At 63.5% G+C, this 14,252-nt stretch carries 8 protein-coding genes; 7 read left to right on the top strand and 1 reads right to left on the bottom strand.

Translation table 11 applies throughout. From position 1 onward, the window contains the following. Positions 1-340 precede the first annotated feature (340 nt). The 7 genes from ACIQUF_RS05395 (at position 341) to ACIQUF_RS05365 (ending at position 13,770) form a co-directional block, all read left to right on the top strand. Entirely contained in the window at positions 341-1,621 is a 1,281-nt protein-coding gene (locus ACIQUF_RS05395; RefSeq protein ID WP_403129227.1) for a serine/threonine transporter, read from the top strand. 167 nt (positions 1,622-1,788) lie between these two features. Next, positions 1,789-2,289: a thiol peroxidase gene (gene tpx, locus ACIQUF_RS05390; protein WP_403129224.1), complete on the top strand. Its 501-nt coding sequence runs from the start codon at positions 1,789-1,791 to the stop codon at positions 2,287-2,289. 228 nt (positions 2,290-2,517) lie between these two features. Then, a complete protein-coding gene (locus ACIQUF_RS05385; protein WP_403129222.1) occupies positions 2,518-3,819 on the top strand; it encodes an MdtA/MuxA family multidrug efflux RND transporter periplasmic adaptor subunit in 1,302 nt (433 codons plus the stop codon). Further along, positions 3,816-6,914 (top strand): MdtB/MuxB family multidrug efflux RND transporter permease subunit, encoded by a 3,099-nt coding sequence (locus tag ACIQUF_RS05380; RefSeq protein WP_403129220.1) that lies wholly within the window; start codon positions 3,816-3,818, stop codon positions 6,912-6,914. The genes ACIQUF_RS05385 and ACIQUF_RS05380 overlap by 4 nt, the downstream gene beginning before the upstream one ends. Continuing rightward, positions 6,911-10,018, top strand: a complete 3,108-nt coding sequence (locus ACIQUF_RS05375; RefSeq protein WP_403129218.1) for an efflux RND transporter permease subunit — start codon at positions 6,911-6,913, stop codon at positions 10,016-10,018. Before ACIQUF_RS05380 ends, ACIQUF_RS05375 begins: the two co-directional genes overlap by 4 nt. Beyond that, entirely contained in the window at positions 10,015-11,502 is a 1,488-nt protein-coding gene (locus ACIQUF_RS05370; RefSeq protein WP_403129216.1) for an efflux transporter outer membrane subunit, read from the top strand. Before ACIQUF_RS05375 ends, ACIQUF_RS05370 begins: the two co-directional genes overlap by 4 nt. A gap of 180 nt (positions 11,503-11,682) precedes the next feature. Further along, positions 11,683-13,770, top strand: a complete 2,088-nt coding sequence (locus ACIQUF_RS05365) for a putative bifunctional diguanylate cyclase/phosphodiesterase (protein WP_403129214.1) — start codon at positions 11,683-11,685, stop codon at positions 13,768-13,770. On the opposite strand, the gene ACIQUF_RS05360 is transcribed toward ACIQUF_RS05365, so the two are convergent. Continuing rightward, positions 13,767-14,027 (bottom strand): DUF1652 domain-containing protein, encoded by a 261-nt coding sequence (locus ACIQUF_RS05360; RefSeq protein WP_400803175.1) that lies wholly within the window; start codon positions 14,025-14,027, stop codon positions 13,767-13,769. The two genes, ACIQUF_RS05365 and ACIQUF_RS05360, sit on opposite strands and share 4 nt — an antisense overlap. Positions 14,028-14,252 lie beyond the last annotated feature (225 nt).

Here is a 14,252-nt window from a genome sequence, read left to right as displayed (position 1 = left end):
TGTGATACAGGGGCCGCTTCGCGCCTGGTAGGAGCGGCTTCAGCCGCGATCACCGGCGGAGCCGGTGCCATACACCGCGTCGCTTGCTTCGCGGCTAAAGCCGCTCCCACATGTTCTGAGTTGCACCTGTGGGAGCGGGCTTGACCCGCGAATGGGGAGCGAAGCGGCGCCTGGGTTACACCCAATTGTCATGACAAGTGCAACCGTCCCTCGGACGGGGCTTCGCAACCGCCCTCTTTCAGTGCACAATCGCGCCCCTCTTTACTGGTTGGGGTGCGTGAAGCGTCTGTTTCGCCATTCCCAGCCCTGTTGCAGTCTTGCGAGTGGAGCTACACCCGGAATGAATGAGCAGGCCCCAAGCGTTGAACAACAATATGAACAATCGACCACGGCAGCCCTGGGCAGTTGGGCGCGTCAAGACACCACCTGGATGCTGGGCCTGTTCGGCACCGCCATCGGCGCAGGCACCTTGTTCCTGCCAATCAACGCCGGCCTCGGCGGTTTCTGGCCACTGCTGATTCTTGCAGCACTGGCGTTCCCGATGACCTACTACGCCCACCGTGGCCTGACCCGCTTCGTATTGTCCGGGCGCAGTGGTGGCGACATCACCGAAGTGGTCGAAGAGCATTTCGGTATCAAGGCCGGTGCCCTCATCACCGTCCTGTACTTTTTCGCCATCTTCCCGATCCTGCTTATCTATAGCGTGGCGTTGACCAACACAGTCACCAGCTTCATGGAGCACCAGCTGCACATGGAGCCGCCGCCACGGGCGCTGCTGTCGTTCGTGCTGATCCTCGGCCTGCTGGCCATCGTCCGGTGCGGCGAGCAGGCCACGGTCAAGGTCATGAGCCTGCTGGTCTACCCGTTCATCGTCGCCCTGGCGCTGCTGGGCCTGTACCTGGTGCCGCACTGGACCGGTGGTATTCTCGACAGCGCTACCCAGTTGCCAACAGGCTCGGCATTCCTGCACACGGTGTGGCTGGCGATCCCGGTCATGGTCTTCTCGTTCAACCATTCGCCGATCATCTCGGCCTTTGCCGTTGACCAGAAGCGCCGTTACGGCGAGCACGCCGACGAGCGCAGCGGCCAGATCCTGGCCCGCGCCCACCTGCTGATGGTGGCCATGGTGCTGTTCTTCGTATTCAGCTGCGTGCTGACCCTCGACAGCGCGCAACTGGCAGAAGCCAAGGCGCAGAACCTGTCGATCCTGTCGTACCTGGCCAACCACTTCAGCAATCCGACCATTGCCTTCGCCGCACCGTTGATTGCCTTCATCGCCATCGCCAAGTCGTTCCTGGGCCACTACATCGGTGCCAGCGAAGGCCTCAAGGGCATCATCGCCAAGACCGGCGCACGCCCGGGCGCCAAGGCGCTGGACCGCGTGGTCGCCGCGCTGATGCTGGTGGTGTGCTGGATCGTCGCCACCCTCAACCCGAGCATCCTCGGCATGATCGAATCGCTCGGCGGCCCGATCATCGCCGTGCTGCTGTTCCTGATGCCGATGTACGCCATCCGCCGAGTACCGTCGATGCGCAAGTACAGCGGTGCGCTGTCCAACGTGTTCGTGGTGGTGGTCGGCCTGGTCGCGCTGACCTCTGTGGTGTACGGCCTGCTGAGCTGATTTGCTAGTTGCTGTAGGAAATGTCCGGGTTGCTTGTCGCCACCCGGACATTTTTTTGTCCACAGGAATTGTCTGGCAAAAGAACAATTTCACCTACCCCATAGGCACTCGGGCGCCTTCATGATTAACTCAGTGTCCTTTTCAAACCTCGCATAAGGATTTCGTCCATGGCTCAAGTGACTCTCAAAGGCAACCCGGTTCAGGTCAAAGGCGAACTGCCGAAAGCCGGTGCCCAGGCGCCTGCCTTCTCTCTGGTCGCTGGCAACCTGGCTGATACCTCGCTGAAGGACTTTGCCGGCAAGCGCAAAGTGCTGAACATCTTCCCGAGCGTCGACACCCCGACCTGCGCCACTTCCGTGCGCAAGTTCAACGCCCAGGCCAACGACGTGGCCAACACCGTGGTGCTGTGTATTTCTGCCGACCTGCCATTCGCCCAGGCACGCTTCTGCGGTGCTGAAGGCCTGGAAAACGTGCAGAACCTGTCGACCCTGCGTGGCGGCGAGTTCCTCGAGAACTACGGCGTTGCCATTGCCGATGGCCCGCTGACCGGCCTGGCTGCCCGCGCCGTGGTGGTGCTGGACGAAAACGACAAGGTGCTGCACAGCGAGCTGGTTGGCGAAATCGCCGACGAGCCGAACTATGAGGCGGCACTGGCTGTTCTGAAGTAAGGATTGCGTGGGGCCGGATCAGTCAGCGGAACTACCCGACCATCACCCTCTCCAAGCAACACCCTGTAACGGCCCGGAACGCTTTCCGGGCCGTTTTCATTTAAAGTTCAACCTTTTGGCAACGTCAGGCAATGGTAAACCTCTGGTAAAGGCCCTTTGCTAAAACGATGCCAGTGCTTATCGTTCACCCTTCCCAAGCCGTCATTCCGAACAAGGTTCGTTCAACCCATGCAAGCTTCTGTCTCCCGATCCCCCCGTCGCTGGCTCGTCGGCCTGTTGATCCTGCTGCTGGTGGCCCTGCTGGCCTGGTGGCTGTGGCCCGCCGCAACGCCTGCCCATAAAGAGGCTGGCGGGGGGCGTGCGGGCAAAGGCATGGGCATGGGGCGTCCAGGTTTCGGCAATTCAACCGAAGCGGTACCTGTGCGCGTCGAACCGGTCAAGGTGGGCGACTTCCCGCTCTACTACAAGGCCCTGGGCACGGTCACCGCGACCAACACGGTCAATGTACGCAGCCGGGTGGCCGGCGAACTGGTGAAGATCCACTTCAAGGAAGGCCAGCAGGTCAAGGCCGGTGACTTGCTCGCTGAGATCGATCCGCGCTCCTATCGCATCGCCCTGCAGCAGGCCGAAGGCACCTTGGCGCAGAATCAGGCGCAGCTGAAAAATGCACAGGTCGACGTGGCGCGCTACAGAGGCCTGTATGCCGAAGACAGCATCGCCAAGCAGACGCTCGATACTGCCGAAGCCCAGGTGGCGCAGTTCCAGGGGCTGGTAAAAACCAACCAGGCCCAGGTCAACGATGCCCGTCTGAACCTCGACTTCACCCAGATCCGCGCGCCCATCAACGGTCGCGTCGGCCTGCGCCAGCTCGACCTGGGCAACCTGGTGGCCGCCAACGACACCACCGCGCTGGTGGTCATCACCCAGACCGAGCCGATCAGTGTCGCCTTCACCTTGCCGGAAACCGAACTGAGCACCGTGCTCGAACGTTACCGCAGCGGCGCCAGCCTCCCAGTCGAGGCTTGGGATCGCAGTGACAGCAAACTGCAGTCCAGCGGCGTGCTGGGCAGCATCGACAACCAGATCGACACCACCACCGGCACCCTGAAGTTCAAGGGCCGCTTCGAGAACAAGGACCTGGCGCTGTTCCCCAACCAGTTCGTCAACGTGCGCCTGCTGGCCGACACCCTCAAACAGGTGGTCATGGCCCCGGCGGCGGCCATCCAGTTCGGTAACGACGGCACCTTCGCCTACGTGGTGAATGCCGAGAACACGGTCAATGTGCGCAAACTCAAGGTGGGCGCCAGTGATGGTGAGAACAGCGTGATCCTCGAAGGCCTGAAAGCCGGTGACCGCCTGGTGCTCGAAGGCACCGACCGCTTGCGTGAAGGCACCAAGGTCGAGGTGGTAGACGACAGCTCGCAAGTGCCGACCACCCCCGGCCAGCACTTGCAGGGCCAGGACGCCAAAGGCTCGGCCCGAGCCGGTGAAGTACAGCCCGGCGAAGCGGCAGGCAAGGCGGGCGCATGAACCTGTCGCGCCTGTTCATCCTCCGCCCGGTCGCCACCACGCTGAGCATGCTGGCCATCGTCCTGGCCGGCCTGATCGCCTACAAGCTGCTGCCGGTGTCGGCCTTGCCGCAGGTCGATTACCCGACCATCCGCGTCATGACCCTGTACCCGGGCGCCAGCCCGCAGGTGATGACCAGTGCCGTGACCGCGCCGCTTGAGCGCCAGTTCGGCCAGATGCCAGGCCTGACGCAGATGGCCTCGACCAGCTCCGGCGGTGCTTCGGTGCTGACCCTGCGCTTCAACCTCGACATGAACATGGACGTCGCCGAGCAGCAGGTACAGGCCGCGATCAACGCCGCCAGCAACCTGCTGCCCAGCGACCTGCCGGCGCCCCCGGTATACAACAAGGTCAACCCGGCCGATACGCCGGTGCTGACCCTGGCGATCTCCAGCAAGACCATGCCGTTGCCCAAGCTCAACGACCTGGTCGACACCCGCGTTGCGCAGAAACTCGCGCAGATCGGCGGCGTGGGCATGGTCAGCATTGCCGGCGGCCAGCGCCAGGCCGTGCGGATCAAGGTCAATGTCGATGCGCTGGCCGCCAATGGCCTCAACCTGGATGACGTGCGCACCCTGATCGGCGCCTCCAACGTCAACCAGCCCAAGGGCAACTTCGATGGCCCGACCCGGGTATCGATGCTCGACGCCAACGACCAGCTGCGCTCTCCCGAGGAATACGCCAACCTGATCCTGACGTACAACAACGGTGCGCCGCTGCGCCTGAAGGACGTCGCCGAAATTGTCGACGGCGCCGAGAACGAGCGTCTTGCGGCCTGGGCCAATCAAAACCAGGCAGTGTTGCTGAACATCCAGCGGCAACCGGGCGCCAACGTCATCGAAGTGGTCGACAGCATCAAAGCGTTGCTGCCGTCGATCACCGACAACCTGCCGGCCGGGCTCGATGTCTCGGTGCTCACCGACCGTACCCAGACCATCCGCGCCGCAGTCAAGGACGTGCAGCACGAGTTGTTGATCGCCATCGTGCTGGTGGTGATGGTCACCTTCGTCTTCCTGCGCCGTGTCAGCGCCACGATCATCCCCTCGATCGCCGTGCCGCTGTCGCTGATCGGCACCTTCGGCGTGATGTACCTGGCCGGTTTCTCGATCAACAACCTGACGCTGATGGCCCTGACCATCGCCACCGGTTTTGTGGTCGATGACGCCATCGTCATGCTGGAGAACATCTCGCGGCATATCGAAGAGGGTGAAACGCCGATGCAGGCGGCGCTCAAGGGCGCCCGGCAGATCGGTTTCACCCTGATCTCGCTGACCTTCTCGCTGATCGCCGTACTGATCCCGCTGCTGTTCATGGCCGACGTGGTAGGGCGCCTGTTCCGCGAGTTCGCCATCACCCTGGCGGTGGCGATCCTGATTTCCCTGGTAGTGTCCCTGACCCTGACGCCGATGATGTGCGCGCGGCTGCTCAAGCGCGAGCCTAAAGAAGAGGAGCAGGGCCGCTTCTACCGCGCCAGCGGTGCCTGGATCGACTGGCTGATCGAACACTACGGCCGCGGCCTGCAGTGGGTATTGCGGCACCAGCCGCTGACCTTGCTGGTGGCCGTGGCCAGTCTGGGGCTGACCGTGGTGCTGTACATGGCAGTGCCCAAGGGCTTCTTCCCGGTGCAGGATACCGGGGTGATCCAGGGTATTTCCGAAGCACCGCAATCGACCTCGTTCGCGGCCATGAGCGAACGCCAGCAGGCCCTGAGCAAGGTAATCCTGCAAGACCCGGCAGTGCAGAGTCTGTCGTCGTACATCGGCGTGGACGGTGACAATGCCACGCTCAACAGTGGCCGTCTGCTGATCAACCTCAAGCCCCACGGCGAGCGCGACGTGACCGCCGGTGAAGTGATCAGCCGCCTGCAGCCGCAACTCGACAAACTGGTGGGTATCCGCCTGTTCATGCAGCCGGTGCAGGACCTCAGCATCGAGGACCGGGTCAGCCGCACGCAATACCAGTTCAGCCTGTCGTCGCCGGACGCCGACCTGCTCGCGCAGTGGAGCGGCAAGCTGGTCAACGCGCTGCAACAGCGGCCGGAATTGCAGGACGTCGCCAGCGACCTGCAGGACAAGGGCCTGCAGGTGTACCTGGTGATCGACCGCGACATGGCCAGCCGCCTGGGCATCAACGTTTCGCAAATCACCAACGCCCTGTACGACGCCTTCGGCCAGCGGCAGATCTCGACCATCTACACCCAGGCCAGCCAGTACCGCGTGGTGCTGCAGTCGCGCGATGCGGCGAGCATCGGCCCGCAGGCGCTGGAGTCGATCCACGTCAAGGCCAGTGATGGCGGCCAGGTACGCCTGTCGGCCCTGGCGCGCATCGAACAGCGCCAGGCGCAGTTGGCGATCTCGCACATCGGCCAGTTCCCGGCGGTGATGATGTCGTTCAACCTGGCCCACGGTGCGTCCTTGGGCGAGGCGGTCAAGGTGATCGAGCAGGTGCAGCAGGACATCGGCATGCCGATCGGCGTGCAGACCAAGTTCCAGGGCGCCGCCGAGGCCTTCCAGGCATCGCTGTCAAGCACCTTGCTGCTGATCCTCGCCGCGGTGGTGACCATGTACATCGTGCTGGGCGTGCTGTACGAGAGCTACATCCACCCGGTGACCATCCTCTCGACACTGCCATCGGCGGCGGTCGGCGCCTTGCTGGCGTTGATCATCAGCGGCAACGACCTGGGCATGATCGCCATCATCGGCATCATCCTGTTGATCGGTATCGTCAAGAAGAACGCGATCATGATGATCGACTTCGCCCTGGAAGCCGAACGTCACCAGGGCATGAGCCCACGGGACGCGATCTACCAGGCAGCATTGTTGCGCTTCCGGCCGATCCTGATGACCACCCTGGCGGCCTTGTTCGGCGCCGTACCGCTGATGCTGGCCACCGGCTCCGGTGCCGAGCTGCGTCAGCCGCTGGGCCTGGTGATGGTGGGCGGCCTGTTGGTGAGCCAGGTCCTGACTCTGTTCACCACCCCGGTCATCTACCTGTACTTCGACCGCCTGGCACGCCGCTGGCGCCCGGCCACTGACGTGAAGCAGGCCGAGGCATGAACCTGTCCGGTCCCTTCATTCGCCGGCCCGTGGCGACCATGCTGCTGAGCCTGGCGATCATGCTGCTCGGCGGCGTCAGCTTCAACCTGCTGCCAGTGGCACCCTTGCCGCAAATGGACTTCCCGGTAATCGTGGTGCAGGCCAACCTGTCTGGTGCCAGCCCCGAGGTGATGGCGTCCACGGTGGCCACGCCGCTGGAGCGCAAGCTCGGCAGCATTGCCGGCGTCACCACCCTGACCAGCAGCTCCAATCAGGGCTCGACCCGGGTCATCATCGGCTTCGAGCAAGGCCGCGACATCGACGGTGCGGCGCGCGAAGTGCAAGCGGCCATCAATGCCACGCGCAACCTGCTGCCCAGCGGCATGCGCAGCATGCCTACCTACAAGAAGATCAACCCGGCGCAGGCACCGATCATGGTGCTGTCGCTGACCTCGGACGTGCTGCAGAAAGGCCAGTTGTATGACCTGGCCGACACCATCCTGTCGCAGAGCCTGGCTCAGGTGAGCGGGGTAGGGGAAGTGCAGATCGGCGGCAGCTCGCTGCCGGCGGTGCGCATCGCGGTCGAGCCGCAACTGCTCAACCAGTACAGCCTGGCATTGGATGATGTGCGTACCGCTGTGGCCAATGCCAACCAGCGCCGGCCCATGGGCTTTGTCGAAGACGGCGAGCGCAATTGGCAGGTGCGCGCCAACGATCAGCTGGAAAAAGCCAAGGACTACGAACCAATCGTGATCCGCCAGCAGAACGGCACGATACTGCGCCTCTCCGACGTGGCAACCATCACCGACGGCGTCGAGAACCGCTACAACAGCGGCTTCTTCAACGACCAGAGCGCGGTGCTGCTGGTGGTCAATCGCCAGACTGGCGCCAACATCATCGAAACCGTCGACCAGATCCACGCACAGCTGCCGGCCCTGCAGTCGCTGCTGCCGGCCAGCGTGCAACTGAACGTGGCCATGGACCGCTCGCCGGTGATCAAGGCCACCCTCGCGGAGGCCGAGCACACCCTGTTGATGGCCGTGGTGCTGGTGATCCTGGTGGTCTATCTGTTCCTTGGCAGCTTCCGCGCCTCCCTGATCCCAAGCCTGGCGGTGCCGGTGTCACTGGTGGGCACGTTCGCGGTGATGTACCTGTGTGGTTTCTCGCTGAACAACCTGTCGCTGATGGCGCTGATTCTCGCCACTGGGCTGGTGGTGGACGATGCCATCGTCGTGCTGGAGAACATCTCGCGGCACATCGAGGATGGCCAGCCGCCGATGCGCGCGGCGTTCCTCGGGACCAAGGAAGTCGGTTTCACCTTGCTGTCGATGAACGTTTCGCTGGTGGCGGTATTCGTCTCGATCCTGTTCATGGGCGGCATCGTGCGCAACCTGTTCCAGGAGTTCTCGATCACCCTGGCGGCGGCGATCATCGTCTCGCTGGTGGTGTCGCTGACCCTCACGCCGATGCTCTGCGCCCGTTGGCTGAAGCCGCACCGCGCCGAGCAGACGCGCCTGCAGCGCTGGAGCGACAAGCTGCACACACGCATGGTCGAGGGCTACGACCGCAGCCTGGGCTGGGCGTTGCGCCACAAGCGGCTGACCTTGATCAGCCTGCTGGTGACCATCGGCATCAACATCGCCCTGTACGTGGTGGTACCGAAAACGCTGATCCCGCAGCAGGACACCGGCCAGCTGATGGGCTTTATCCGTGGTGATGACGGGCTGTCGTTCAGCGTGATGCAACCGAAGATGGAAATCTACCGCCGTGCCTTGCTCGCCGACCCGGCGGTGCAGAGTGTCGCCGGTTTCATTGGCGGCAACAGCGGTACCAACAACGCCATGGTCCTGGTGCGCCTGAAACCGATCAGCGAGCGCAAGATCGATGCGCAGAAGGTCATCGAGCGATTGCGCAAGGAAATGCCGAAAGTGCCCGGTGGGCGCCTGTACCTGATGGCCGACCAGGACTTGCAACTGGGCGGCGGTGGCCGCGACCAGACCTCCTCGCAGTACCTGTATACCCTGCAGAGCGGCGACCTGGCGGCCCTGCGCGAGTGGTTCCCGAAGGTGGTCGCGGCGTTGCGCGCATTGCCTGAATTGACCGCCATCGACGCCCGCGACGGCTCCGGCACCCAGCAGGTGACGCTGGTGGTCGACCGCGATCAGGCCAAGCGCCTGGGCATCGACATGAGCATGGTTACCACGGTGCTGAACAATGCCTATAGCCAGCGGCAGATCTCGACGATCTACGACAGCCTCAACCAGTACCAGGTGGTGCTGGAGATCAACCCCAAATACGCCTGGGACCCGAGCACGCTGGAGCAGGTGCAGGTGATCACCAGCGAAGGCGCCCGCGTGCCGCTGTCGACCATCGCCCGCTACGAGAACAGCCTGGCCAACGACCGGGTCAGCCACGAGGGCCAGTTTGCCGCCGAGGACATCGCCTTCGACGTCGCCGAAGGCTATAGCCCGGACCAGGCCATGGCGGCCGTGGAGCGAGCAGTGGCCAAACTCGGCCTGCCCGAAGAAGTGATCGCCAAGCTTGGCGGCACCGCCGACGCTTTCGCCAAGACCCAGGAAGGCCAGCCGTTCATGATCCTCGGTGCACTGGTGCTGGTGTACCTGGTGCTGGGCATTCTGTACGAGAGCTACATCCACCCGCTGACGATTCTCTCGACCTTGCCTTCAGCGGGGGTCGGTGCCTTGCTCGCGCTGTACGTAACCGGTGGCGAATTCAGCTTGATCTCGCTGCTGGGGCTGTTCCTGTTGATCGGCGTGGTGAAGAAGAACGCCATCCTGATGATCGACCTGGCGCTGCAACTGGAGCGCCACCAGGGCATGACCCCGGAAGAGTCCATTCGCCGCGCCTGCCTGCTGCGCCTGCGGCCAATCCTGATGACCACGCTGGCGGCCATTCTCGGCGCCTTGCCGCTGCTGCTCAGCCGTGCGGAAGGCGCGGAAATGCGCCAGCCGCTGGGCCTGACCATCATTGGCGGCCTGGTCGTCAGCCAGGTGCTGACCCTTTATACGACGCCGGTGGTGTACCTGTACCTCGACCGCCTGCGTCACCGATTCAACCATTGGCGCGGCGTGCGTACCGATGCCGCTCTGGAAACTCCGCTATGAACTTCGCCCAGACTCCACTCCACCACGCCCTGCAGCTGCTGACCCGCGGGCGCGGCTCGCGTTTGATCGGCGCCGGGTTGTGCGTGGCGCTGCTCAGCGCCTGTACCCTGAGCCCGGACTACCACCGCCCCGAGCTGAGCACGCCCGCCCAGTTCAAACAGGCCGAAGGCTGGACCCAGGCCAACCCGTCCGATGCCATCGCCCGCGGCGCCTGGTGGGAGGTCTACGGCGATGCCGGGCTCAATGCGCTGGTCGAAGAACTCAACCGCAGCAACCAGACCGTTGCCCAATCAGCCGCTCAGTACCGCCAGGCCCAGGCGCTGGTGCGCAGCAGCCGTGCCTCGCTGTTCCCAAGCCTCGACCTGACCACCAGCAAGAACCGCTCGGCGCAAGGTACCGGCAGCTCCAGTTCGAGCCTGTCCAACAACAGCAGTGGCATCCGCAATACCTACAACGCGCAGCTTGGCGTGAGTTGGGAAATCGACCTGTGGGGCAAGTTGCGTGAGACCATGAACGCGAACGAGGCCAGTGCCGAAGCGAGCTTCGCCGACCTCGCCGCGATCCGCCTGAGCCAGCAGTCGGAGCTGGTGCAAAATTACCTTCAGCTGAGGGTGATCGACGAGCAGAAACGCCTGCTGGAGGCGACCGTCGCTGCCTATGAGCGATCGTTGCGCATGACCGAAAACCAGTACCGCGCGGGTGTCTCCGGCCCCGACGCGGTGGCCCAGGCGCGCACCCAGCTCAAGAGTACCCAGGCCGACCTGATCGACCTGATCTGGCAGCGTGCCCAGTTCGAGAACGCCATCGCCGTGTTGCTGGGCAAGGCCCCTGCAGATTTCGCCCTGGCCGATAGCAAGACCATTCCGGGCTTGCCGCAAATCCCGGTCAGCCTGCCGTCGCAGTTGCTCGAACGCCGCCCGGACATCGCCTCGGCCGAGCGCAACGTGATGGCGGCCAACGCCAACATTGGAGTTGCCCGTGCGGCTTACTTCCCCGATTTAAGCCTAAGCATGAGCGGCGGTTATTCCAGCAGCACCTTCAACGACTGGATTCAGCTGCCCAACCGCTATTGGTCGGTGGGCCCGCAACTGGCATTGACCCTGTTCGATGCGGGTAAGCGCAGCGCCGAAGTGGACCGTACCGTCGCGGTCTATGACCAGACCGTGGCGCAGTATCGCCAGACCGTGCTCGATGGGTTCAAGGAAGTCGAGAACTACCTGGTGCAGCTCAAGGTGTATGCCGACGAAGCGGTGGTGCGCCAGGAGGCGCTGGACGCCGCGCGCGAATCTCTACGCCTGACCGAGAACCAGTACCGTGCCGGGCTGATCGGCTACCTGGACGTGGTCAACGTGCAGACCACTGCGCTGAGCAACGAGCGTAGCGTGTTGAACCTGTTGCAGGGTCGGCTGGTCGCTAGCGTGCAGCTGATCGCTGCACTGGGTGGTGGATGGGAAGCCGAGCGGGCGTTCGCTCAGCAGGAGTGAAGCCGACAAGTGGCTATTTGATGTCAAATGATGCGGCAAAGGCTCTGCTTCAGGGCTTTCGTCGCGTTTTTTAGTGCTTTGGATCCATTCCCATTCGCAAAAAACCCCGTGCGTTTCGGCAACGCTTGAGTACAATCGTCAGCTTTTTCGGGCCTCCCTGTCCCGTCGCTGGAACTCCCAATGCTGACCGGTAGCTACTCCTTTTCGCTGGTGTTGATTTCGCTGTGCGTGGCCATCCTTGCGTCCTACACCGCGCTGGACCTGACCGGCCGCATCGCCACGGCCAAAGGCCGGGCCGTCTACCTGTGGATGGGCGGGGGCGCGCTGGCGATGGGCATCGGCGTCTGGTCAATGCACTTCATCGGCATGCTCGCCTTCAGTTTGCCAATCGACCTGGGCTACGACATTGGCCTGACTGCCTTTTCGCTGCTGATCGCCGTGTTGTCGTCGGGTTTCGCCCTGTGGCTGGTCAGCCAGCCGAGCCTGCCGGGGCTGCAATTGGCCTTCGGCGCGCTGATCATGGGCGCGGGCATCAGCTGCATGCATTACACCGGCATGGCGGCGCTGCGCATGCTGCCAGGCATCGACTACGACCCGACATTGTTTGGCGCTTCGCTGGCCATAGCGGTCGGCGCTTCGGCAGCCGCCTTGTGGATTGCCTTCCGCCTGCGCAGGCACACGCCATACGTCCGCCAGATCCGTGGCCTGGCGGCTGTGCTGATGGGCGTTGCCATCGTCGGCATGCACTACACCGGCATGGCGGCGGCGAACTTCCCGGCGGGCAGCTTCTGCGGCGCGCTGGCTGGGGGGCTGAAGGGGGAAGGGCTAGTCTACCTGGTGCTGATCACCACGCTAGCGGTGCTCGCAGTGGCCTTGCTGACCTCGGTGCTGGATGCGCGCCTCGAAGCGCGCACTGCAGAGTTGGCGCGTTCGCTGACCCTAGCCAACCAGGAACTTACCCAACTGGCGCTGCATGACACCCTGACCGGCCTGCCCAACCGCACACTGCTGTCCGACCGCATCGACCAGGCGATCGGCAAGGTGGCGGAGCAGGGCGGCTGTTTTGCGCTGATGTTCATCGACCTGGATGGCTTCAAGCCGGTCAACGACGCCTTTGGTCATCACATCGGCGACCTGCTGCTCAAGGCGGTGGCTGCCCGCTTGCGCGGCCACCTGCACAGCCAGGACACCCTGGCGCGGATCGGTGGTGACGAGTTCGTGCTGCTGGTGGAACTTCGGGAGCCGGCTGACGCCATGGACGTGGCGGTCAAGCAGGTCAACCTGGTGTCGCGGGCGTTCCGTGTGGCCGAACATGACCTGCAACTGACAGCGAGCCTGGGCATCGTCCTGTACCCCGGTAATGGCCAGGACCAGCTCGAATTGCTGCGCAACGCCGACGCGGCCATGTACCACGCCAAGAGCGCTGGCAAGAACGGCTACAGCTTCTTCGATGTGTCGATGAACAGCAACGCCCGCCAACAGTTGCAACTGTTGCAGGACTTGCGCGTGGCCCTGGAGCAGCGCCAGTTCTGCCTGCACTATCAGCCGAAGTTCGACGCCCAGGCCTGCCAGCCGATCGGCGCCGAGGCCCTGGTGCGCTGGCAGCACCCTCAGCATGGCCTGCTGCCGCCTGACCGTTTCATTGGTTTGGCGGAGAAGACCGGCCTGATCATTCCGATTGGCGAATGGGTGCTGGACGAAGCGTGTCGGCAGATGCGCCTGTGGCATGACCAGGGGCGTACGGACTGGCGCATGGCGGTCAACCTCTCGGCCATCCAGTTCTGCCATGCCGGCCTGGTCGACAGCGTCGCCCGCGCCTTGCGCAACAACGGTTTGCCAGCCAACTGCCTGACCCTGGAAATCACCGAAACCACCGCGATGCACGATGCCGATGCCAGCCTGACGGTGCTGCAGCGCCTGTCCGACATGGGTGTGGACTTGTCGATCGACGATTTTGGTACCGGCTATTCGAGCCTGATGTATCTCAAGCGCCTGCCGGCCAACGAGCTGAAAATCGACCGCGGTTTTGTGCGCGACTTGGAGCAGGACAGCGACGATGCGGCCATCGTCTCGGCTATCGTCGCCTTGGGCCAGGCACTGGGCCTGCGGATCGTCGCCGAAGGTGTGGAGACCGATGGCCAGCAGGATTTCCTGACCCGCCTGGGCTGCGATTCGCTGCAGGGTTATCTGTTGGGCCAGCCCGTACCGGCTGAGGAGTTCATGGGCAAGCTGCAGGCGCTTGAGCAGAGCTCGGAAGCGGTAGCCTAAACAGCGTCGCGCAGGGCAAAGACTGGTACGAAGGCATCCATTTCGGCCTCTACCGCCTCAATGATGCGTTCGACGTCCGCCGCCGCCATGATGGCGGTGCAGGGGATACCGGCAATCGCCAGCAGGGTTTCACCGGTGGCGCGGTCGAACAGGCGGGCGATCATGCTGCGCGGCGCATCCATGCTCGCTTCGAAGCCCAGCGGATGGAAATGCCAACGCATCACCTGGCAGGCGTTGGGGAACGTCATCTTGTTCAAGCCAGCCTCCTTGTCCTTGCCTGGACGCGGTGAACGAGGGCCGAGAACATGGCCGCCGGGAAGCTAACGATAGCACCTGCCACGTTACCGTTCTGCGGAAAATACGACAGATGTGCTAATGCATGATCCCTGTCACAAAGGCGTCATGCGCACCGTCTGGCGGCAAATGGCCAGGCAAACGTTTTCCCTACCCGAGGTTGGCAGAAGTGCCGGTGGGTTCTGCTA

The organism is Pseudomonas sp. NPDC090233, from assembly GCF_044772285.1.
In the GTDB taxonomy this organism is placed as follows: domain Bacteria; phylum Pseudomonadota; class Gammaproteobacteria; order Pseudomonadales; family Pseudomonadaceae; genus Aquipseudomonas.
This window is presented reverse-complemented; position numbering and strand designations above follow the sequence as displayed.

What these genes read in the sequence shown, in the direction of transcription:
- ACIQUF_RS05395 (WP_403129227.1), top strand. Translation starts at nt 341, where the DNA reads ATGAATGAGCAGGCCCCAAGCGTTGAACAACAATATGAACAATCGACC.
- tpx (WP_403129224.1), top strand. Translation starts at nt 1,789, where the DNA reads ATGGCTCAAGTGACTCTCAAAGGCAACCCGGTTCAGGTCAAAGGCGAA.
- ACIQUF_RS05385 (WP_403129222.1), top strand. Translation starts at nt 2,518, where the DNA reads ATGCAAGCTTCTGTCTCCCGATCCCCCCGTCGCTGGCTCGTCGGCCTG.
- ACIQUF_RS05380 (WP_403129220.1), top strand. Translation starts at nt 3,816, where the DNA reads ATGAACCTGTCGCGCCTGTTCATCCTCCGCCCGGTCGCCACCACGCTG.
- ACIQUF_RS05375 (WP_403129218.1), top strand. Translation starts at nt 6,911, where the DNA reads ATGAACCTGTCCGGTCCCTTCATTCGCCGGCCCGTGGCGACCATGCTG.
- ACIQUF_RS05370 (WP_403129216.1), top strand. Translation starts at nt 10,015, where the DNA reads ATGAACTTCGCCCAGACTCCACTCCACCACGCCCTGCAGCTGCTGACC.
- ACIQUF_RS05365 (WP_403129214.1), top strand. Translation starts at nt 11,683, where the DNA reads ATGCTGACCGGTAGCTACTCCTTTTCGCTGGTGTTGATTTCGCTGTGC.